Origin of the sequence: Providencia sp. PROV189 (assembly GCF_028480065.1) — a bacterium.
In the GTDB taxonomy this organism is placed as follows: Bacteria; Pseudomonadota; Gammaproteobacteria; order Enterobacterales; family Enterobacteriaceae; genus Providencia; species Providencia stuartii.
The window spans coordinates 54,576-77,796 of sequence record NZ_JAMPOG010000023.1; the positions used below are offsets into that span (position 1 = coordinate 54,576).

General features: G+C 39.5%; 18 protein-coding genes and 1 tRNA gene. 13 read left to right on the top strand and 6 right to left on the bottom strand.

What is annotated here, in order from left to right:
* Nucleotides 1–6 precede the first annotated feature (6 nt).
* Nucleotides 7–1,047: a selenide, water dikinase SelD gene (selD, locus tag PR833_RS14560; protein ID WP_272526270.1), complete on the top strand. Its 1,041-nt coding sequence runs from the start codon at nucleotides 7–9 to the stop codon at nucleotides 1,045–1,047.
* Between the two features lie 3 nt (nucleotides 1,048–1,050).
* Nucleotides 1,051–2,982, top strand: coding sequence for a DNA topoisomerase III (locus PR833_RS14565; RefSeq protein WP_272526271.1), 1,932 nt, complete (start codon nucleotides 1,051–1,053; stop codon nucleotides 2,980–2,982).
* An 81-nt stretch (nucleotides 2,983–3,063) separates the two neighbouring features.
* Here the strand turns inward: PR833_RS14565 and xthA are convergent, their stop codons facing one another.
* Nucleotides 3,064–3,879: an exodeoxyribonuclease III gene (xthA, locus tag PR833_RS14570; RefSeq protein ID WP_004920298.1), complete on the bottom strand. Its 816-nt coding sequence runs from the start codon at nucleotides 3,877–3,879 to the stop codon at nucleotides 3,064–3,066.
* A 461-nt stretch (nucleotides 3,880–4,340) separates the two neighbouring features.
* On the opposite strand from xthA, the gene PR833_RS14575 reads away from it, so the two are divergent.
* The gene (locus PR833_RS14575; protein ID WP_041705365.1) at nucleotides 4,341–5,216 is read left to right on the top strand and encodes a LysR family transcriptional regulator; all 876 of its coding nucleotides are present in this window, start codon (nucleotides 4,341–4,343) and stop codon (nucleotides 5,214–5,216) included.
* A 1-nt stretch (nucleotide 5,217) separates the two neighbouring features.
* Here the strand turns inward: PR833_RS14575 and PR833_RS14580 are convergent.
* From PR833_RS14580 to PR833_RS14590, 3 genes are all read right to left on the bottom strand, one after another.
* Nucleotides 5,218–5,302 (bottom strand) — tRNA-Tyr (locus tag PR833_RS14580).
* A 139-nt stretch (nucleotides 5,303–5,441) separates the two neighbouring features.
* Nucleotides 5,442–6,290, bottom strand: a complete 849-nt coding sequence (gene purU / locus PR833_RS14585) for a formyltetrahydrofolate deformylase (protein WP_004920291.1) — start codon at nucleotides 6,288–6,290, stop codon at nucleotides 5,442–5,444.
* A 199-nt stretch (nucleotides 6,291–6,489) separates the two neighbouring features.
* The gene (locus PR833_RS14590) at nucleotides 6,490–6,969 is read right to left on the bottom strand and encodes a YchJ family protein (RefSeq protein WP_272526272.1); all 480 of its coding nucleotides are present in this window, start codon (nucleotides 6,967–6,969) and stop codon (nucleotides 6,490–6,492) included.
* Between the two features lie 130 nt (nucleotides 6,970–7,099).
* Here PR833_RS14590 and rssB point away from each other — a divergent pair, with 130 nt between their 5' ends.
* Together rssB and galU are read left to right on the top strand one after the other, a co-directional pair.
* Entirely contained in the window at nucleotides 7,100–8,098 is a 999-nt protein-coding gene (gene rssB, locus PR833_RS14595) for a two-component system response regulator RssB (protein ID WP_014656067.1), read from the top strand.
* 171 nt (nucleotides 8,099–8,269) lie between these two features.
* Nucleotides 8,270–9,199, top strand: a complete 930-nt coding sequence (galU, locus tag PR833_RS14600) for a UTP--glucose-1-phosphate uridylyltransferase GalU (RefSeq protein ID WP_169342231.1) — start codon at nucleotides 8,270–8,272, stop codon at nucleotides 9,197–9,199.
* A 434-nt stretch (nucleotides 9,200–9,633) separates the two neighbouring features.
* Here the strand turns inward: galU and PR833_RS14605 are convergent, their stop codons facing one another.
* A complete protein-coding gene (locus tag PR833_RS14605; protein ID WP_004920278.1) occupies nucleotides 9,634–10,044 on the bottom strand; it encodes an H-NS family histone-like protein in 411 nt (136 codons plus the stop codon).
* Nucleotides 10,045–10,599: 555 nt separating this feature from the next.
* Between PR833_RS14605 and PR833_RS14610 the strand changes: the two genes are divergently transcribed.
* A complete protein-coding gene (locus tag PR833_RS14610; RefSeq protein ID WP_004920273.1) occupies nucleotides 10,600–11,229 on the top strand; it encodes a thymidine kinase in 630 nt (209 codons plus the stop codon).
* 158 nt (nucleotides 11,230–11,387) lie between these two features.
* On the opposite strand, the gene adhE is transcribed toward PR833_RS14610, so the two are convergent.
* The gene (gene adhE / locus PR833_RS14615; protein ID WP_014656066.1) at nucleotides 11,388–14,048 is read right to left on the bottom strand and encodes a bifunctional acetaldehyde-CoA/alcohol dehydrogenase; all 2,661 of its coding nucleotides are present in this window, start codon (nucleotides 14,046–14,048) and stop codon (nucleotides 11,388–11,390) included.
* Between the two features lie 494 nt (nucleotides 14,049–14,542).
* On the opposite strand from adhE, the gene PR833_RS14620 reads away from it, so the two are divergent.
* From PR833_RS14620 to oppF, 7 genes are all read left to right on the top strand, one after another.
* Nucleotides 14,543–15,187 (top strand): YchE family NAAT transporter, encoded by a 645-nt coding sequence (locus PR833_RS14620; protein WP_014656065.1) that lies wholly within the window; start codon nucleotides 14,543–14,545, stop codon nucleotides 15,185–15,187.
* Between the two features lie 631 nt (nucleotides 15,188–15,818).
* Nucleotides 15,819–17,432 carry an ABC transporter substrate-binding protein gene (locus tag PR833_RS14625; protein ID WP_014656064.1) on the top strand — a complete coding sequence of 538 codons (1,614 nt, stop codon included), beginning with the start codon at nucleotides 15,819–15,821 and terminating at the stop codon, nucleotides 17,430–17,432.
* A gap of 92 nt (nucleotides 17,433–17,524) precedes the next feature.
* The gene (gene oppA, locus PR833_RS14630) at nucleotides 17,525–19,165 is read left to right on the top strand and encodes an oligopeptide ABC transporter substrate-binding protein OppA (RefSeq protein WP_014656063.1); all 1,641 of its coding nucleotides are present in this window, start codon (nucleotides 17,525–17,527) and stop codon (nucleotides 19,163–19,165) included.
* Between the two features lie 78 nt (nucleotides 19,166–19,243).
* Nucleotides 19,244–20,164: an oligopeptide ABC transporter permease OppB gene (gene oppB / locus PR833_RS14635; RefSeq protein ID WP_004920256.1), complete on the top strand. Its 921-nt coding sequence runs from the start codon at nucleotides 19,244–19,246 to the stop codon at nucleotides 20,162–20,164.
* Nucleotides 20,165–20,179: 15 nt separating this feature from the next.
* Entirely contained in the window at nucleotides 20,180–21,088 is a 909-nt protein-coding gene (gene oppC / locus PR833_RS14640; RefSeq protein WP_014656062.1) for an oligopeptide ABC transporter permease OppC, read from the top strand.
* 11 nt (nucleotides 21,089–21,099) lie between these two features.
* Nucleotides 21,100–22,089 (top strand): ABC transporter ATP-binding protein, encoded by a 990-nt coding sequence (locus tag PR833_RS14645; protein ID WP_004920252.1) that lies wholly within the window; start codon nucleotides 21,100–21,102, stop codon nucleotides 22,087–22,089.
* Entirely contained in the window at nucleotides 22,086–23,087 is a 1,002-nt protein-coding gene (gene oppF, locus PR833_RS14650) for a murein tripeptide/oligopeptide ABC transporter ATP binding protein OppF (RefSeq protein WP_004920250.1), read from the top strand. The genes PR833_RS14645 and oppF overlap by 4 nt, the downstream gene beginning before the upstream one ends.
* The last annotated feature ends 134 nt before the right edge of the window (nucleotides 23,088–23,221 follow it).

Genomic DNA, 23,221 nt, shown 5'->3' on the forward strand with positions numbered 1-23,221 from the left:
AGCGTAATGGAAAAAATTAGATTAACACAGTATAGCCATGGTGCAGGTTGTGGTTGCAAAATTGCCCCAAAAGTTTTGGAACAAATCCTTCATACAGAGCAGGCCAAATTTCATGATCCTCATCTGCTTGTAGGTAACGAAACAAAAGATGATGCGGCTGTTTATGATTTAGGCAATGGCATAGGGATTATCAGTACGACAGATTTTTTTATGCCCATTGTTGATTCACCATATGAATTTGGTCGTATCGCGGCGACTAATGCGATTAGTGATGTGTTTGCTATGGGCGGTAAACCCATTATGGCAATTGCTATTTTAGGGTGGCCTATTGCGAAACTATCTCCCGAAGTGGCAAGAGAAGTCATTGAAGGAGGGAGAGCGGCTTGTGCCGATGCAGGGATTACGCTTGCAGGTGGTCACTCTATTGACGCACCAGAACCGATTTTTGGTTTAGCGGTAACTGGGGTGGTAAATACAGAGTATGTGAAGAAAAATAGTGCAGCAACAGCAGATTGTGAACTTTTTCTGACTAAGCCGCTGGGCATTGGCGTATTAACGACCGCAGAGAAAAAAGGGTTATTAGCCGAAGAGCACCAAAATCTTGCGGCACAAACAATGTGTCAGTTGAATAAACTGGGAGCTGTTGTTGCACCGTTACCGGGCGTGACTGCAATGACTGATGTGACGGGTTTTGGTCTACTTGGGCATTTGAGTGAAATTTGTCAAGGCTCAAAGGTACGAGCAGAAATATCCTTTAGCCGAGTACCGAAACTTGCAAATGTTGAACATTATATCGATGCCGGTTGTGTGCCTGGGGGAACCCAACGCAACTTTGAAAGTTATGGGCACCTTATTGGGCCGATGACAGAGGCTCAACGCAAATTATTATGCGATCCACAAACATCGGGTGGTTTACTGATAGCAGTAGAACCTTCTGAGGTCGCTAAAATTAAAGACATTGCACAGCAGCAAGGTGTTTTGTTACAGTCTATCGGCAAATTATTACCCCATCGGGAAAATGTACCTTTAATTGAAGTGATAGATTAATTCATGCGTTTGTTTATTGCGGAAAAGCCCAGCCTCGCTAGGGCAATAGCGGATGTGTTGCCAAAACCTCATAAGAGAGGGGATGGTTTTATCCAGTGCGGTGATGACCAAATAGTGACATGGTGTATAGGCCACTTATTGGAACAAGCTGAGCCAGATGCGTATGAGCCTCGGTATGCTCGCTGGAATCTGCAAGATCTGCCGATCATTCCTGAAAAGTGGTTGTTAAAACCACGTTCCGCAGTGACAAAGCAGCTTAAAACGATTGATTCCCTTCTCAAACAGGCAACGGAAGTCGTTCATGCCGGAGACCCTGATAGAGAAGGGCAACTGCTGGTGGATGAGGTATTAGATTTTTTGAAGCTTTCTGATGAGAAAAGAAAGCAAGTCAAACGTTGTTTAATCAATGACCTTAACCCTCAAGCCGTTGAAAGAGCCATCGAACGGTTACGTGAAAACCGAGAGTTTATTCCTTTATGCGTTTCGGCATTAGCAAGAGCAAGAGCGGATTGGCTATACGGTATTAACATGACGCGTGCCTACACATTGTTGGGGCAACGTGGCGGGTATCAAGGCGTATTATCAGTAGGGAGAGTACAGACCCCTGTATTAGGCCTTGTTGTTCGCCGTGATGAAGATATTGAAAACTTTGTACCTAAAGATTATTTTGAGGTACGCGCCCATATTGTGACGCCAGAAAATGAACGTTTTGTGGCTACTTGGCAACCAAGTGAATCTTGTATTGATTATCAAGATGAAGAAGGGCGTTTATTTCATCGTCCTCTTGCTGAACATGTGGTGTCGCGTATTACAGGGAAGCCTGCTTTTGTTACGCAGTATCAGGACAAACGCGAATCTGAAATTGCGCCATTACCATTCTCCCTTTCTGCACTACAAATTGAAGCTGCTAAAAAGTTTGGGCTAAGCGCTCAAGAAGTTTTAGATATCTGCCAGCGTTTATACGAAACTCATAAATTGATCACGTATCCACGTTCAGATAGCCGTTATTTACCGGATGAGCATTTTGCTGGACGTCATTCTGTGTTGAATGCGATTTCAGTACATCAACCTGAATTAACCCAGTTTGAATTACCTGAATTAGATAAAAAAAATCGCTGCTGGGACGATAAAAAAGTGGATGCTCACCATGCTATTATTCCAACCGCAAAAGCCGTATCAGTAAAACTAACGGAGCATGAAGCCAATATTTATCAACTGATCGCCCGTCAATATATCATTCAATTTATGTCAGATGCCGTTTACCGTAAATGTACGATTGAGCTTGACATTGAAAAGGGCAAGTTTATTGCGAAAGCGCGTTTTTTAGCGGAAGCGGGTTGGCGAGTCGTATTAGGCAGTAAAGAGCGCGATGCTGAAAATGACGGTAGCCCATTACCGGTTGTAGCTAAGGGGGATGAGTTACTGTGTGAAAAAGGCGAAGTGCTTGAAAAACAAACGCAACCCCCAAGGCCTTTTACGGATGCGACACTATTATCCGCGATGACGGGGATTGCGCGTTTTGTTCAAGATAAAGCCTTAAAAAAGGTATTGCGTGAAACTGATGGGTTAGGTACTGAAGCGACGCGAGCAGGTATTATTGATCTGCTATTTAAGCGTCAGTTTTTATATAAAAAAGGTCGCTATATTCACTCAACCCCAGCGGGTAGAGCGTTAATTCATGTATTGCCTGATATGGCCACATTGCCAGATATGACGGCGCATTGGGAATCTATTTTGACGCAAATCAGTGAAAAACAAACACGTTATATTGATTTTATGAATCCGCTTAGTGCGACATTAACGCAGCTTATTCATCACGCCCGTCAGTTTACTAACTTACGAGCATTTCGAGAGTTACCGCCTGTCACAAAGAATAAAACGACTAAAAAGGCCGCAAAATCGACGAAAAAACCGAAAAAAAGTGAGCAAGAGTAGTCTACTAGTGAGTGTGAGTCATTTGATGGTTATCGGAGAGGTCGATAGGGAAAATCTTCCCTATCGAACAAAAAAGAGCAGTTAGCCTTTGGTTAAATCAAACTCGGCCCAAACGGGGGCATGATCTGAAGGTTTTTCCATTCCCCGTATTTCGTAGTCAATCCCTGTTGCCACACAACGTGTAGAAAGAGCCGTAGACGCTAAGAGTAAATCTATACGTAAGCCTCTGTTATCATCAAAACCTTTTGAACGGTAGTCAAACCACGAGTAACAATCATCCACGTCAGGGTTCATTGCGCGATAAGTATCGACAAGCCCCCAATTTAGCAGTCGTTCCATCCATGCGCGCTCTTCGGGTAAAAATGAGCATTTACCTGTTTTTAGCCAGCGTTTACGGTTCGCTTCGCCAATACCAATATCCAGATCAGTTGGACTAATATTCATATCACCCATGATCAATAGCTGTGATTGAGGGGTCTGGGTTGATGTAATATAGTCTTGTAAGTCTTGGTAAAATTTCTCTTTAGCAGGGAATTTTACTGGGTGTTCACGGCTTTCGCCTTGAGGAAAATAGCCATTTACGACAGTTAATAAACCATGATTGGTTTCAATATCTGCCATGATGATCCGGCGTTGTGCATCATCATCGTCGGTAGGAAAGCCTTTTCGAACTGCAACAGGCTTATTTTTAGTCAGGAGAGCGACGCCATAGTGTGCTTTTTGACCATGATAAAATACATGATAGCCTAACTTGCTAACGTCATCGTAAGGAAACATTTCGTCGTGAACTTTGGTTTCCTGTAGACCTATCACCTCTGGCTGATGCTTATCAATAATAGCTGCCAATTGGTGTGGGCGAGCACGGAGGCCATTTATGTTGAAAGAGATAAATTTCATGGTCTTTTATCACCTATTAGATTTTTGTCTGTACATCGAGATTCTAACAGATGATGACTAGACTGTAACTATTAAATAACTATTTAAATATAAATTGAATTATGCTTAATGAATATTTATAGCTCTAATTATAATCGTAATGTTTTATCTTAAAATTTAAATAAGATTATTAGTTATACAATTAATGAAAAATATGTTCACTGATTTCAAATTGGTGATTTATATTTAATGTGATTTAATAGTCGAGTCATAAAAAATAATGAAATGAAACAGTATAATATATTGCTTTGCATTGTTGGAAAATATAAAAATAGTTTTATGAAAAATTGTTACTCATTCAATGAAAAATTAAATTAAAATTTTCATCTGATATGTTAAGTGATGGGCTATTCAACATATTGTTTTTAATGATTAATAATGTTGAATTTTGCATGTTTAATAAACAGAATGGGGTCATAGATATGTTCTTTTCAAGAAAATTAGAGGCATTTATGGCAGTTGTTGAAAATGGCTCATTGAGTAAGGCTGCTAGGGTAATGAACCGAACGACGCCACCAATTGCTAAGTCAATTAAAGACTTTGAAACAAGCTTAGGAAAACGCCTATTTAAACGAGAAAAGTTTGGTATGACTTTAACTAAGGATGGTCAAGAGTTATATAATGACTTACGTGATCTTTACTTACAAGAGAAGGAAATAACTAAGAAACATTTTACAGGTTATATTGTCAATGAAGCCAATATTTATTATGACTGGGGGAAAGAAAATTTTCTTATTCACCTTTATCAGGCAGCAAATAAAAATAATGTTCAAATTAATATATTGAGGTTTAATTATGAGGAGGTTGATGAAATTGTTGATTACGATGGTAATACGGTTATTTTAAGTTCTCAACCTGTCGTCAGTGAGCGTTTTTCCTTACAAAGAAAAATAGAGAATGCATCATTAGGGATTTATTGTCGTAATGAATTATATGAAAAATATCATTACAATATTATGGCGCTATTAAGGCAATGCACATGGCTGTGTGATCCTGCATTTTATAAGAGCAGTTTAATGGGGGAACTGCTTAATCAGGTTGAACTAGAAGGTAATAAGGCCAGTATTCGGCAAATGGATAATATTGGTAACTGCCAGAGTTTTCTTCAAGTTGGTGATTTTATTGCAATTATCGATTACTACCCTGAAAATGACGTGAATGATAAGTTGCTTAACTATATTCCGTTAAATTCAATTATTGAGGATTGCTGCTGCTATGTTTATAAGTCTAAGTCACACTCTAGTGTGTTAAATCGATTTATAGACACAATTGATACTTTAGGTGAAGGGAACGCTTGAATGGTGGTGGGAGAAGGATTCGAACCTTCGAAGTCTGTGACGGCAGATTTACAGTCTGCTCCCTTTGGCCGCTTGGGTATCCCACCAGATTTTGAGTTGCTGTATTCGTTGACAGCGGGCGGCATCATATCAAATGACGCGCCCCTGTAAAGTATTAATTTTTTAAAAGCTGTTCAAATGCTGTTTTTTTGCGCTTCATGCATATTTAAACAGCAAATATTCGTATTACAAGATAATAGTACGGTTTCCGTAAACAAAAACACGTTGAGCTAATACCCAATATAATGCGTGGCTAAGGACATTTTTTTCAACATCCCTACCTGCGCGCATCATATCATCGGCTGTGAAGGTGTGGTCTACATTAATAACGTTTTGCGTAATGATAGGGCCTTCATCAAGATTATCATTAACAAAATGAGCCGTCGCACCAATGATCTTAACGCCCCGTTCATATGCCTGATGATATGGACGGGCACCAATGAATGCAGGCAAGAATGAGTGGTGAATATTAATGATTTGGTTCGGATAATGCTGTACAAACGCTGGGGTTAATACACGCATGTATTTTGCTAAGACCACATAATCAGGCTGATATTGGTCAATTTGCGCAATCATTTTTTCATCATGCTGTTCACGCGTTAGACCTTCATGGCTAATATGGTGGAAAGGAATACCGAATTGTTCGACAAGGCCTTTCAATGTGTCATGGTTACCGATAACTGCCGCAATTTCTACATCTAAACCATCGTATGCACTCTTCATCAATAAGTCACCTAGACAGTGAGCTTCCTTGGTGACCATAACGACAATACGGCGACGGCCTGATGAATTTAATTCACGTTTTGAACCCGCCGGTAGGGCGTCATCGAGATCAGCGAGTAGGGTTTCATCATTAAAAATCCCCTCAAGCTCTGTACGCATAAAGAAGCGACCAGTGCGGTGATCAACAAATTCATTATTCTGTACGATATTGAGCTGGTGTTTGTAACAAATATTGGTGATTTTTGCGATCAAGCCTTTTGCATCAGGACAAATGGTGCGAAGGACTTTTTTTTGTACATTCTTTTGTTGCATGGAAGTGTCTGATCCTTAACTTACAAAGCTTACATACTCATCATACTTCAAGTGACTGTAAATAGCGCAAACAGGGCTTGCATCTATCCGATAAATAGATGTTTTCGCGCATCGTTTTAGCAGTAGCTTGAAGGGCTTAGAGCGCACATAAGCAAACGATACATTATGCATTTCCGTTACGATGGGTAAAACATGACCACTAATGATTGTTACAGCATTTTTTGAATTTTTTGCCGGAACCACATGGACATAGATCATTTCGACCTGTTTTAGGTGTAATACCATCTATGTAATACCAACGTTTTTCTATACGCAGAAAACGGGAACGTTCATGAATAAGCTGTTTATGATCAGCTTTTTCATCAATAAAGCAAGTTGAAAATTCCACATAACCTTCATCGCTATTTTTAGCATAAGAAGAACTAATGACACGAAGAGAAAGCCATTGTGTCTGTAAGAAGCTTTGTTCTATTTCTTCACGCCAGTTATTGGCATGACAATCAGGATGCCAAGTTGCGATAAGGTAATCGGCATTTTTTGTCACATAAGCACTATAGCGAGAGCGCATCAATTGCTCGGGTGTTTCCGGGATTGCCTGATTATCGAGATAAGGTTGGCAGCATTGGCTAAAAGGGAGTGAATTGCAACAAAAACAACAGTTGTTTAGGGATTGTTCCATCTTCTACTCTATAAAAATAAGTATAAGGTATAAAAATAACTATACTTTAAAAATGACAGTACAATGATTTTGTCATATGAATAATAGTATTGGTAGTAAATAACCGATGAAAGCTAGAAGTAGGTTAAATATGAAAAATAAAAAGATACTCATCGTTGAAGATGAAAAAGTTTTTCGTTCAATGTTAGAAGGGTACTTACATGCTCAGGGGATGCAAGTCTTTGTCGCGGATAATGGTCAGAGTGCATTAATACGTCTCACCGAAGAAAACCTTAACCCTGATGTGATTTTGTGTGACTTGAATATGCCTGTCATGAGTGGTGAGGATTTTATGGCAGAGTTGGTCACACGAAATATTCACATCCCTGTTATTGTCATCTCTGCAACAACAGATTTCACGCAGCTTGACCGTATGCTACGGTTAGGTGCAAAAGATGCTTTATTGAAACCAATAAAAAACTTAGAGGAGTTGAAAGTTACTATTCAGAGTAACCTGTATCCTGAGCAATACAACGATCAAGTTGTTAATAGGTTACAACCCACACTGATAAACTATGATAACCAAGATATCACGCCAGTGTTAAAGCAATTGCAGCCACCTATAAATCAAGTGATTAATGGCTATCGCGTTAATTACCGTCAATTAAATGAAATTAACCGGTTCGGGCTACTTCTTGATCTCGCACCAATATCAGATACTCAAATTGGTTTTTATTGCCTTGATATAGAACGCTCTCCACAGGAGGGAATTATGGCAGCGTTCTTGATCCGTGTTGTATTTAACGATTTATTAAAAAATGCGGTAAGTTTTCCAGATAAAAAACTACCTAATATCGATAAAATTATTAATCAAATAAATTATTTATTAGAGGATTCCGGATTTAGTGGGCAATTTCCGATATTACTGGGGTACTTCAATACGCGTAATAAAGCGATTATTCTGGCTAGTGGAGGGTTAGAAGCGGAAGTTGCAACAGAGAATGCTCAATATAGCTTATCTAGGAGTGTTCCATTGGGAACTTTAAAACATCAACCCTCCAATCATCTCGATGTACGAGGGACATTTTGGCAATGTCGAATTTGGAATAACCACCAAAATATTAAATTAATGTTTAATCCTGAATCTTAAGTTTTGTTTAAATTTACTCCAGTAAGTGTCATATTGGCTCTAATTAGGGCTTTGTACTATTTATCCAAAAATTATTCCTGTTATACTGCCTCGCACTAAAAACGCACCTTTATTACCGTTGATTATATAAAGAGTTTGGGTGCTTAGGAGAATTCTGGAGTTATGACTAAAATGACAAATAGAAAGGTACGCAAGGCAGTAATCCCTGTCGCAGGTCTTGGCACTCGTATGTTACCCGCGACTAAAGCAATTCCCAAAGAGATGTTACCACTCGTTGATAAACCTTTAATTCAGTATGTTGTTAATGAGTGTATCGCTGCTGGTATTAATGAAATTGTTTTAGTGACTCATTCATCAAAAAACTCGATTGAAAACCACTTCGATACGAGTTTCGAGCTTGAGGCAATTTTAGAAGCTCGTGTTAAGCGTCAATTACTTGATGAAGTGCAATCTATCTGCCCAAGTCACGTAACTATCATGCAAACGCGTCAAGGTATTGCTAAAGGCTTAGGTCATGCGATTTTATGTGCTAAGCCTCTTGTGGGGAATGAGCCTTTTGCGGTTATTCTGCCCGATGTTATTTTAGATCGTTATAGCACCGATTTAACCAAGTTTAATTTGAGCGAAATGCTGGCCCATTTTGAAGAAACGGGAGCAAGCCAAATTTTGGTTGAGCCCGTTCCTGAAGATGAAGTTTCTAATTATGGGATTGTAGATTGTAATGGTGCAACGTTGCTTCCTGGTGAAAGCAAACCGATTAGCCGCATGGTAGAAAAACCGAAGAAAGAAGAAGCACCATCAAATCTGTCGATTGTTGGCCGCTATGTATTATCGGAAAAAATTTGGGATGCACTAGCAAAAACAGCACCAGGGGCAGGGGATGAAATTCAATTAACCGATGCTATTGCGATTATGATGGAAAATAAGTCTCCTGTAGAGGCGTACCATCTATGTGGTAAAAGTCATGACTGTGGTAATAAGCTAGGTTATATGAAGGCATTCGTAGAATATGGTATGCAACATGATTCATTAGGGGAAGATTTTTCTGAGTGGATCCAAACCATATCGAATAAATTGAACAGTTCTAAAGCAGAAAAATAAACAGTTTCTTCTTATGATGATTTATAAAAGCTAACTCTAGATGTTAGCTTTTTTTGTTTGTGCGCCTTGTAGCTTTTCAATAGTTAAGTATCAATTAATGTAAATTATTGCTTAATTTAATTTACGTATTTAGAAGAAAAATACATCAATTTTTTTTGTATCGTATAAGTTTTATTATTCAATCGTATGCTTAAAAAGTTTGAGTAGGATTACATAACTTTACTTTTAGCGATGGCTTAAATTTAAATAATATTAATAAATGACTAGCAGATAAAAGGATGACTAAAACGAGCGAAAGAGGATTGCTTATCCTTGGAGCAGGAGGGGATTAACAATTTAATGGCTAATAGCGGCATAAGTGATAATAAAACTTAAACGTAGGATAAAAAAACACCCTTATATAAGGGTGTTTTTGGGGAATAAGGTTATGGATCTTAGATTAGGAAATCGTCTAAAGATTTACCTTGTTCTTCAATGGCGGTTTTGATAACTGCTGGGGTACGACCCTGGCCAGTCCAAGTTTTAGTTTCGCCATTTTCATCAACGTATTTATATTTAGCTGGGCGAGCAGCACGTTTAGCACGAGTGCTTGAGCCTTTACCTGTATCTAAAATTTGAACCAGTTCGTTCAGATCAATACCTTGCTCTTCTGCCATTTGACGGAAGTTTTCTAGCTTACGGTTCTTTTCTTCTTGCTCTGCACGAACTTGATTTTCTTCTTCACGACGTTCTTCAACAACGACAGTTAATTTTTCCAGCATTTCTTCCAGTGATTCTAAAGCAATTTCTCTTGCTTGAGCACGAAGAGTACGGATGTTATTTAATGCTTTTAAAGATTCGCTCATTTTCCTGGTCTCAAATTTAATTGTTGGCCTGTGTACACTAATAATAGAATGCTATTTTATTTTCTGCAATAGCTAATTTGCACTATTAGTTTAAAAGTTATCTTTAGTAAAAGCAATTTTTTTACAAAAGAAATATTAACTTTTCACTGATATATATATACCACTATTATCAATATCCAAACTAATGAAAAACGGATTCAATTAGCTGGAAATTTTTTTGATTATAATTTGAAGGGCGCATCGAGAATACGTCAGGTTATTAGTGGCATGATAATGAAGCAAATAAGAGAGACTAAACGTAAATTTTCTTTTTTTGATACAGTAAATTAGTACTATGTTTTAGGGAGCACGCTATATTTTTACCAATGATAGTTCGATATTTTACCTGTTTTAAGAGGGAAAAAAGTGATTACTATTGGTAAGATTTAGCAAAATCAATGGCGATATCTCTATTTGATGCCTGTATTTTTAAGTGCTTCCAGATGATGACTGTTAATCTAATGACATGTTTTATGGTAAAATTATCTTGTTTATTAATTTAGAGGAACTAGGCTGATGGCTCAGCTATATTTTTACTATTCTGCGATGAATGCAGGGAAATCGACATCCTTGTTGCAATCTTCTTATAACTATAATGAGCGGGGGATGCGTACGCTGATTTTCACGGCAGAAATCGATAATCGCTTTGCGCAGGGTAAAGTTTCATCGCGTATTGGGTTGTCTGCGGATGCACTTTTATTTACGCCAACCACAAATATGGCGGAAGTCATTAAAAATGAAAATAGCACAAAAAAGGTACATTGTGTCTTAATTGATGAGTGTCAATTTTTAACAAAACAGCAAGTTGAAGAGTTATGCGATATTGTCGATAACAGTGATATACCTGTTTTATGCTATGGGCTGAGAACTGATTTTTCAGGTGAACTATTTGTCGGAAGCCAATATTTATTAGCTTGGGCTGATAAATTAGTTGAATTAAAAACCGTGTGTTATTGCGGCCGTAAGGCCAATAAAGTATTAAGGATAGGGAGTGATGGTATTCCTCTTTACGAAGGGGCACAGGTCGATATAGGCGGTAATGAGAAGTATATTTCTGTCTGCCGTAAGCATTATACAGAAGCCATCGAACAGGCTAAGTTAATGAACCAAGGCATTATTCCCAAAAAAGCGATTCACTTTAATTAATTGCGTATAACAATTAAAAGTAGATTTAAGTTAATCGTGTAATAGGGAAAGTCACTTTCCCATAAAAATTATAAGGATAATAATCATTTATTATCCTTATTAAAAAAGAGAGGCACTGAGTTTTAAATCAGTGCCTCTCTTATTAATTAGCTACCTAACTATTTTTTTGAACTTTTCTTTTCCACTTTTGCTGCTGTTGTTGTGGATGTTTGTTCAGTGAATTCGCGTCCATAATAGGAATCCAGTAATAGCTGTTTCAATTCAGAAATTAATGGATAGCGAGGGTTTGCACCGGTACATTGGTCGTCAAATGCATCCTCAGAGAGCTTATCAACGCGTGCTAAGAAGTCTGCTTCAGGCACACCTGCTTCACGTATGGATTTAGGGATACCTAAATCTGCTTTGATTTCCTCAAGCCATGCTAATAGTTTTTCAATTTTAGCATCGGTACGGTCGCTAGATTTTGTTAAACCTAAATGATCGGCTATTTCAGCATAACGGCGTCGTGCTTGTGGACGGTCATATTGGCTAAATGCCGTTTGTTTAGTTGGGTTATCGTTAGCATTATAACGAACGACGTTACTAATTAATAAGGCATTCGCTAATCCATGTGGTATGTGGAACTCAGAGCCTAATTTATGGGCCATTGAGTGACAAACCCCTAAGAATGCGTTTGCAAATGCAATCCCAGCGATGGTTGCAGCGTTATGGACACGCTCTCTTGCAACAGGATTGGTTGCCCCTTCATGATAACTCGTCGGTAGGTACTCTTTTAATAGGCTAAGCGCTTGTAATGCTTGACCATCAGAGTATTCATTCGCTAATACAGAAACATAGGCTTCCATCGCATGAGTCACAGCATCCAGACCACCAAATGCGGTCAGTGATTTCGGCATATTCATCACAAGGTTTGCATCGACGATAGCCATATTTGGAGTCAGTGCATAGTCCGCTAATGGGTATTTTTGACCTGTTTTATCATCCGTTACCACTGCAAATGGGGTAACTTCAGAGCCTGTTCCTGAGGTCGTTGTAATCGCAACTAATTTTGCTTTCACTCCCATTTTAGGGAAACGGTGAATACGTTTACGGATATCCATAAAGCGTAGTGCTAATTCTTCAAAATGCGTTTCTGGATGTTCGTACATAACCCACATAATTTTGGCCGCGTCCATTGGGGAGCCACCACCTAATGCAATAATGACATCAGGTTTAAAGGCGTTCATTTGAGCGGCACCTTTACGGACGACCGTTAATGTAGGATCAGCTTCAACCTCAAAGAAAACGTCGGTTTCAATATGGTGTTTTTTCAGTACATTTACCACTTCTTCAACATAGCCATTGTTAAATAAATAGCCATCAGTGACGATAAATGCACGTTTTGCGCCATCCGTTGCGATCTCTTCAAGTGCAATAGGGAGACAACCGCGACGGAAATAGATTGAGTTAGGAAGTTTATGCCACAACATATTTTCAGCTCTTTTCGCCACGGTTTTAGTATTGATCAAATGTTTTGGTCCAACGTTTTCAGAGATTGAGTTACCACCCCATGAACCGCAACCAAGTGTGAGAGAAGGCGCTAATTTAAAGTTATAGAGGTCACCGATACCCCCTTGTGAAGCGGGCGTATTAATGAGGATACGCGCGGTTTTCATTTTGACGCCGAAGTAATTAACACGTTCAGCTTGGTTATCTTGGTCTGTATATAGACAAGAGGTGTGACCGATACCCCCCATTTCGACTAATTGCTCGGCTTTGTCTACAGCCTCTTCAAAGTTTTTAGCGCGATACATGGCGAGGAGTGGCGATAATTTTTCGTGGGCAAATGGCTCTGAATCTGCAATCACCTTGACTTCGCCAATAAGTATTTTCGTGGTTACAGGTACAGTAACACCGGCCATTTCAGCGATTTTATATGCAGTTTGACCAACAATTGCTGCGTTCAGACTACCATTTTTCAAAATAACATCTTGAACGGCTTTAAGCTCTTTACCTTGCAGTATATAGCCACCGTGGGTCGCGAAGCGTTCACGAACCTGATTATAAATTTCATCGACGACAACAACGGATTGCTCGGATGCACAGATGACGCCATTATCGAAGGTTTTTGACATCAAGATAGACGCCACAGCACGTTTGATATCGGCCGTTTCATCGATAACAACCGGTGTATTACCTGCGCCTACACCAATAGCAGGTTTACCGGAGCTGTATGCCGCTTTCACCATACCAGGACCACCTGTTGCTAAAATCAGGTTGATATCCTCGTGATGCATCAATGCATTAGATAATTCGACCGATGGTGCATCGATCCAACCGATAATATCTTTCGGTGCACCAGCTTCGATAGCTGCTTTAAGAACAATTTCTGCCGCTTTATTGGTTGCATTTTTAGCGCGAGGGTGCGGAGAAAAAATAATTGCATTACGCGTTTTTAAACTAATTAAAGATTTAAAAATGGCGGTTGAGGTTGGGTTAGTGGTTGGAACGATACCACAGATAATACCGATAGGTTCAGCGATAGTAATTGTTCCAAAAGTTGGGTCTTCAGAAAGCACGCCACAGGTTTTTTCGTCTTTATAGGCATTATAAATATATTCAGAGGCAAAGTGATTTTTGATTACCTTATCTTCAACAATACCCATACCTGATTCTTCTACAGCAAGTTTAGCGAGCGGGATCCGTGCGTCTGCTGCTGCAAGCGCTGCTGCGCGGAAAATGCGGTCAACTTGCTCTTGAGAGAAGTTAGCGAATTCACGCTGAGCTTTTTTGACACGAGCAACGAGGTCATTGAGTTCGGTAACATTAGTTACTGACATAGAGATTACTCCTGATAAATGTTAAACTTTTTAAGCCAATGAGCAGTGCTTCTTGAAACATTAAAACGCTAAAAACTGAGTAGATAAATTATAGTTTATATTTATTAACATATTTTATTTATCCGCTTATTGGCTTAAAAAGCTTTTAGTACAAGGTGAAAAGCGTACTTTTCTTAAATTAACTCCCTCTATCAGTTAAGAATAGATTAGCATTATTTGTGTTTATTGATGTGATCTAGATCACAAAAATTCAAAGCTGACTCCTTTCAGCAAGCCTATTTTGAGGGAATGCATGTTTTTTGTTGAAATTAGACACAATATTTTTTGATAACGAATAAAAAGAGCTAAAAAATCATATTATTTGCATGAAGTTTAAGCGAATAACTAACAGTAACCGCTAAAATAAAACTTAGCAGAATCTATTTTATTTATTTAGTGATAAACTTTAACTATCTGTGATTTTCTTAAATCTGATTATTTAAAGGTGCTGATGCGTGAGTGCAGGATTACTTGATTTATCAGGCTATATAAAATTTTTTATTGGTCTTTTTGCGTTAGTAAACCCAGTGGGAATTCTGCCTGTGTTTATTAGCATGACTAATTATCAAAGTAGCGCTGGGCGTAACAAAACAAATACGATAGCGAATACTTCTGTCGCTATCATTTTATGTACATCATTATTAATCGGCGATTCAATTCTGCAAGTATTTGGTATTTCTATCGATTCATTCCGCATTGCGGGTGGAATATTAATTGTAACGATTGCAATGTCGATGATCAGTGGGAAAATCGGTGAAGACAAACAAAATAAACAAGAGAAAACAGAAACAGCAGTGCGAGATAGTATCGGGGTAGTACCACTTGCATTACCGCTAATGGCAGGGCCGGGGGCAATTAGCTCTTGTATCGTTTGGTCATCTCGGTGGCATGGTTGGCAAAACTTTATCGGTCTGGCGCTGACAAGTATTGTGTTTGCATTTTGCTGTTGGTTACTGTTCCGCTCGGCATCATTGCTTGTTCGCTACTTAGGGCAAACAGGGATTAACGTGGTGACGCGAATTATGGGACTGCTTCTGATGTCTCTGGGGATAGAGTTTATTGTTACGGGGGTTAAAGCAATATTTCCCGGTCTTCTATAATCATTTTTTGACATACTAATTCTCTTGCTCATAGATCACTATTATATGGTGATCTATAAGTGTCTATTACATTAGTAATAATATTCCGATTAAAAAAACGCCAAACAAATAAACACCATTATCGTTTTTTAACTTATAGGTATCACTAATAAAAAATGATGGTGTTATTCTATTAAATGATAGTCATAAATAGATTATCTTTTGCCTGCTAATCTGCTGTTATTTTGTGCTGATTTCAATTCCCTTTTCTTATAATAATATGTCGCATTTTTTGCTAAATAAGGCATAAAAAGTAAGGAAATGTGAGCCAAGTAAATTTTTGCGCTATTTAATTTATTCAATGTTAATGATATGTTTAAACAAGTCTCAATTGTGCGAATAGATGAATAACAGAATAATCATCTATTTATACAATAAAATCATAACGCTTTTAGTTTAATACAGGCTTGTCTAGCTTGCGGGTGATTACACAATTTTAACATTTTGTAACAAAAATGTGAGAGGCCAAAAGTGGATTATTAAAACTAATCCAAAGGGAAATACTCTAAGTTTCAGGGTATGACGCGAAACAAAATAACCAGATAGGATGCTGAAGTTTGTTGTAGCAACCAAATAACCGTTGAGGGTGATAATGAATTTTTTTACCAAGAGTTTGTATTCACTACCTATATTTTTAGTTGCATTACACACTAATGCAGATCCAGTGTCTGCGTCGATTAAGCAAGCGATTACCATTAATAACGGCACAGAGGTTTCGTCATTAGACCCCCATAAAGTCGAAGGGATCCCTGAGAGCAATATTATTCTTAATCTTCTTGAAGGGCTCGTTTATACGGATGTGGATGGTAAGGTGACACCCGGTGTTGCCGAAAGTTGGACTAATGATAATTATACTACATGGGTGTTTACTCTCAGAGATAATGCCAAGTGGAGCGATGGTACACCAGTGACTGCACAAGACTTTGTGTATAGCTGGCAGCGGTTAGCCGACCCTAAAACAGGCTCTCCTTACTCAAGTTACTTGCAAAATGCCTATATTGAGAATGCTTCTGAAATTTTAAAAGGTAAAAAGCCAATTGAGTCTCTTGGTGTGAAAGCATTGGATGAGAAACATTTGCAAGTCACGTTGACCCATCCAGTACCTTATTTTATCGATATGCTTAATCACACGGCGATGAAGCCCGTAAACAGAAAGGCGATTGAAAAATATGGCGATAAATGGACTCAGCCCAAAAATTTTATCGGCAATGGAGCCTATGTATTAGATAAATGGGTTGTCAATGAACGGATTGTTTTGAAGCGTAATCCACAGTATTGGAATAATCAAAACAGTAAAATTGATGAAGCGACATTTTTAGCTATTTCTTCAGAAGTGAGTGATGTAAACCGTTATCGTAGCGGTGAAATTGATATCAGTAATTCAGCAATTCCACCTGTTCTTTATAAAAAAATGCAAATAGAACGGCCGAACGAATTATATATTCGTCCTTACCTATGTACGTTCTACTACGAGATTAATAATAGCAAACCACCATTTACCGATCCGAGAGTGCGAGAGGCGATAAAGCTCGGGTTAGATAGGGAAACCATTACGAATAAAATAATGGCACAAGGGCAAATTGTTGCTTATGGTTTTACACCTACTTTCATTAATAATGGCGATTTTTCCCCACCAGAGTGGGCAAATTGGAGTAATGAAAAACGCTACCAGCGTGCAAAGGCTCTTTTGGAAGAAGCGGGTTACAATGCGCAAAATCCACTGAAATTCTCACTTCTGTATAACACATCCGATCAAAATAAACAGCAGGCTATCGTCGCAGCTTCAATGTGGAAAAAAAATATTGGGGCCGAGGTAAGTTTACAAAATCAAGAATGGAAGACGTCGTTACAGAGTCGCCATGATGGTAACTATGATGTTGTGCGTGCGACTTGGTGCGCTGATTATAATGAACCATCGGCATTTTTAAATATTATGTCGTCAGATAGCAGTAATAACACCGCATTTTATAAAAACTCAGAATTCGATGCTTTGTTAGAAAAGGCATTGAGCGCGCCAGATGACGCCAGTCGTAAACAAATCTATCAGCAGGCGGAAGCACTACTCGATCAAGATTCAGCGATTATTCCCGTCTATTATCGGGTCAGTGTGCGTTTAATTAAACCTTCGGTTGGTGGATTCAAAGGAAAAGACCCTCTTGATAATATGGATATTAAACGGTTATATATAAATCAAGATAATAAATAGTAATTAAATAATTAAAAAAACAGTTTACCGAATGGGTAAACATATTAATCCACAATGTCACCATAATATATGGTATGGGAGTAACGGATAAAATGAGTAAACACATTCATAAAACCATGATTGCTTTAGGTGTTGCCGCTGGATTGATGACAGGGGGGATAGCGAGCAGCTTTGCCGCTACAGTGCCTGCTGGTGTTGAACTTGCAGAAAAACAAACGTTAGTCCGTAATAATGGCTCTGAACCTCAATCCCTAGATCCACATAAAATTGAAGGTGTTCCTGAATCGGCTTTAGCGCGTGATCTCTTTGAAGGTTTAACGGTCGTAGGTCCTAATGGTGAAATCTTACCTGGCTCAGCTGTAAGTTGGGAAAATAAAGATTTTAAAGAGTGGACGTTTAAAATTCGTGAAGGGGCTAAATGGTCAAACGGTGACCCTGTAACAGCACAAGACTTCGTTTATAGTTTCCAACGTATCGTTGACCCTGATACCGCTTCTCCTTATGCGAGCTATCTACAATATGCACACATTAAGAATGTCGATGATATTATTACCGGAAAGAAAAAACCCGAAGAGCTGGGTGTTAAAGCATTAGATGATCATACTCTTGTGCTGGAGTTAAGTGAGGCGGTTCCTTATATCCCCAAATTGATGATCCACTCATCAATGTCACCAGTTAATAAAAAAGTGGTTGAGAAATATGGCGCTAAATGGACGCAACCACAAAACTTTGTAGGCAATGGTGCTTATAAACTAAAAGATTGGACCGTTAACGAACGTATCGTTCTTGAGCGTAGTCCAACATATTGGGATAACGCTAATACCATTATCGATCAAGTGACCTACCTGCCGATTTCTTCAGAGGTGACTGACGTTAACCGCTACCGCAGCGGTGAAATTGATATGACCTATAGCAATTTACCAATTGAGCAATTTAAGAGCCTACAAAAAAGCATGCCTAATGAGTTACGCGTGAACCCATATCTGTGCATTTATTACTACGAAATTAATAACGAAAAACCGCCATTTAATGACCCTCGAGTCAGAGAGGCATTGAAGCTATCAATGGATAGGGATGTGATCACCTATAAAGTGAAGGCTCAAGGGGATATTCCGGCATATGGTTTCACACCGCCATTTACCAGTGGCATGAAAACTGAAAAACCGGATTGGTATACCAACATGACGCAAGAGCAACGCAATGAAAAAGCGAAACAGCTACTTGAAGAAGCTGGTTATAATAAATCGAATCCGTTGAAATTTAACCTGCTGTATAACACCTCCGATTTACATAAACGTATTGCCATTGCTGCATCATCAATGTGGAAGAAAAATATCGGCGCAGAAGTGAAATTGGAAAACCAAGAGTGGAAAACCTTCTTAGATAGCCGACACCAAGGTGCTTATGATGTCGCACGTGCAGGATGGTGTGCTGACTATAATGAACCGTCTTCCTTCCTCAATATGTTACTGTCTAATAGTAGTAATAATACGGTTCACTATAAGAACAAAGAATTTGATGCGGTGATGAAGCAGACTTTGCAAGTGAAAACAGATGAAGAACGTTCTGATTTGTACAATAAAGCAGAAAAAATCCTAGATAAAGACTCCGCTGTTGTGCCTCTTTATTACTATGTTAATACTCGTTTAGTTAAGCCGTATGTAGGTGGGTATACAGGAAAAGACCCGCTAGACAACCTGCATACAAAAGACCTTTATATTATCAAGCACTAACAATAATAATCCGGCTCTTCGGAGCCGGATAACAATATGATTATTGGTCCGACTAAGCAACGGAAGTAGGAAAGGGCAATGTTAAAATTTATTTTACGGCGTTTACTTGAAGCGATCCCGACACTTTTTATTCTTATTACAATTTCATTTTTTATGATGCGTTTAGCACCAGGCAGCCCTTTTACGGGGGAACGTAAATTACCACCTGAAGTTATGGCAAATATTGAAGCGAAATACCATCTGAATGACCCTATGTATAAACAGTATTTCAGCTATTTAGTTCAATTATCTAAAGGTGACTTTGGTCCATCATTTAAATATAAAGACTACAGCGTTAACGACTTAGTGGCGAAAGCCTTCCCAGTGTCTGCGAAATTAGGTGCAACTGCTTTTATCGTCGCCGTTTTCTTTGGTGTGACAGCGGGGGTTATTGCCGCATTGAATCAAAATAGCAAATGGGATTTTACAGTCATGGGGTTCGCCATGACGGGGGTTGTCATCCCAAGCTTTGTTGTGGCACCGTTATTGGTGCTGATATTCGCCATTCATTTGAAATGGCTCCCCGGTGGTGGCTGGGATGGTGGTAACCTCAAACATATGATTTTGCCGATGGTGGCATTATCACTAGCTTATATTGCAAGCATTTCGCGTATTACGCGTGGCTCCATGATTGAAATCATGCACTCCAACTTTATTCGTACAGCACGCGCAAAAGGCTTACCACTGCGTACGATCATTTTACGACATGCCTTAAAACCAGCATTACTCCCTGTGCTTTCTTATATGGGGCCTGCTTTTGTGGGGATTATTACGGGTTCGATGGTTATTGAAACTATCTTTGGTTTACCAGGTATAGGGCAATTGTTTGTTAATGGCGCGTTGAACCGTGATTACTCTTTGGTGCTTAGCCTAACAATCTTAGTTGGCGTATTAACGATTACCTTTAACGCTATTGTCGATGTGCTGTATGCCGTTATCGACCCGAAAATTCGCTATTAGTCCGGAGAGAACGCTATGTTATTAAATCAAAAAAATAGTGAAGCTCTGGAAAAGCTTTCTGAGCAATTAGATATTGAAGGGCGCAGTTTATGGCAGGATGCACGACGTCGGTTTATGCATAACCGAGCGGCAATTTTTAGCCTCTTTATCCTATTTTTGATCACCTTATTTGTCATCTTTGCCCCCATGTTATCTCCCTTTTTATATGATGATACTGATTGGGAAATGATGTCGATGCCTCCTGATTTGGCAAGTGGTCACTATTTTGGCACCGACGCCTCTGGCCGTGATCTTTTGGTGAGGGTAGCGATTGGTGGACGAATTTCTCTGATGGTAGGGGTGGCTGCTGCATTGGTTGCTGTGGTTGTTGGTACCTTATATGGCTCTATTGCAGGTTATGTTGGCGGGAAAGTGGACTCCATCATGATGCGTTTGTTGGAGATCTTAAACTCATTTCCATTTATGTTTTTTGTGATCTTGTTGGTAACACTCTTCGGTACAAATATCTTATTGATATTTGTTGCGATAGGGATGGTTTCTTGGCTGGATATGGCGCGTATCGTTCGTGGGCAAACTTTAGGACTGAAACGCAAAGAGTTTATTGAGGCTGCTTTAGTTTGTGGGGTGAGTACGCGTCATATTATTTTGCGCCATATCGTTCCTAATGTATTAGGTGTGGTTGTGGTGTATGCGTCATTACTGGTGCCAAGTATGATCCTATTTGAATCATTTTTAAGCTTTCTAGGGTTAGGGACACAAGAGCCGCTTAGTAGCTGGGGAGCGTTATTGAGTGATGGGGCAAACTCAATGGAAGTGACGCCATGGCTATTACTGATCCCCGCGGGTTTCCTAGTAGTAACTCTGTTTTGTTTTAACTTTATCGGCGATGGTTTACGTGATGCCCTCGACCCGAAAGACCGTTAGAGGGAGCTATTATGTCTAATATTCAATCATCTAACCCTCTCTTGAGTGTAAAAGATCTCAATGTGACCTTTTCAACTCCTGATGGTGATGTCACCGCAGTCAACAAGTTGAATTTTGAACTACGTGCTGGCGAAACACTGGGTATTGTCGGTGAGTCAGGCTCAGGAAAATCACAAACAGCATTTGCATTAATGGGGCTGTTAGCGCGTAACGGCAAAATAGGTGGCTCAGCGATATTTAACGGACGTGAAATTTTAAATTTAAAAGAAAAAGCGTTAAATAAGATGCGTGCGGAAGAAATCTCTATCATCTTCCAAGACCCGATGACCTCTCTCAATCCATATTTAAAGATTGGCACACAATTATCTGAAGTGTTAATGCTACATAAAGGGATGAGTAAGCAAGAGGCATTTGAGGAATCTGTTCGCATGTTAGATGCCGTTAAAATGCCAGAAGCACGTAAACGAATGAATATGTATCCCCATGAGTTTTCTGGGGGGATGCGTCAACGGGTTATGATTGCGATGGCGTTATTGTGTCAGCCTAAGTTATTGATTGCCGATGAGCCGACAACCGCGTTAGATGTCACGGTTCAAGCACAAATCATGACTCTGTTAAATGAACTGAAAAAAGAGTTTGATACCGCTATTATCTTGATCACCCATGACTTAGGTGTCGTCGCAGGCGTGTGTGACAAAGTGTTAGTGATGTATGCGGGGCGCACTATGGAGTATGGCTCAGCCCGAGATATTTTCTATCAACCCTCTCATCCTTATTCATTAGGGCTACTTGCCGCAGTGCCGCGTTTGGATGGCGATGATGAAAGCCTAGCGACCATAGCGGGTAACCCTCCTAACTTATTGCGCTTACCAAAAGGCTGCCCATTCTCGCCACGTTGCCAATATGCGAATGCACAATGTATTGAACAAGAGCCTGAGCTGAATGCATTTTCAGCGGGTCGATTAAGAGCTTGCTTTAAGCCGGTGGAGGAGCTGGTATGACACAACATGAAAATAGGCCAGTTTTGCTCGAGGTCAATGATTTAAAAGTGCATTTCTCTATTCGAGATAAAAAACAGTGGTTCTGGCAGCCTGATAAAAGCTTAAAAGCTGTTGATGGCGTGACGTTACGTCTGTATGAAGGCGAAACATTAGGTGTTGTTGGGGAGTCAGGGTGCGGGAAATCAACTTTCGCACGTGCCATTATTGGCTTAGTAAAATCGACAGGCGGCTCTGTGAGCTGGCTGGGGAATAATTTATTAGGATTAAATGAAAAACAGTGGCGGGATATACGTAGCGATATTCAAATGATTTTCCAAGATCCTTTGGCATCGCTGAACCCTCGCATGACGATAGGCGACATTATTGCCGAGCCATTGAAAACGTATAATCCAAAAATGCCGCAATCTGAAGTGATCGAAAAGGTCAGAAAAATGATGATGCGGGTAGGGTTATTACCTAATCTGATTAACCGTTATCCCCATGAATTTTCAGGGGGGCAGTGCCAGCGTATTGGGATAGCAAGGGCATTGATCCTTGAGCCTAAACTGGTCATTTGTGATGAGCCTGTCTCTGCACTTGATGTCTCTATTCAAGCGCAAGTCGTTAACTTATTACAAGAGCTTCAAAGGGAAATGGGCCTATCCTTAATATTTATTGCCCATGACCTCGCGGTCGTCAAACATATCTCTGACCGTGTATTAGTGATGTATTTGGGAAATGCCGTTGAATTAGGCACCTATGATGAAGTGTATAACAATCCACTTCATCCTTATACCAAAGCACTAATGTCTGCGGTACCCGTTCCTGATCCTGACAAGGAAAAAAATAAAACCATTGAATTACTTGAAGGGGAACTGCCGTCACCGATTAATCCGCCTTCAGGTTGTGTATTTAGAACTCGCTGTCCACTTGCTGATGAGGGCTGTGCTAAAACAAAACCTTTATTAGAAGGGAGCTTTAAACATGCGGTATCTTGTTTAAAAGTCGATCCACTATAACGGATTTGTATGCCTAGTTAGAATGCCAGTTAGTGATGCTAACTGGCATTTTTCTTGGGATCATTTATTGATATTGACCATAAAAATCGCGCCCTAACTTAAAAGCTAGGGCGCGTTTAGCGAATTTAAATTCA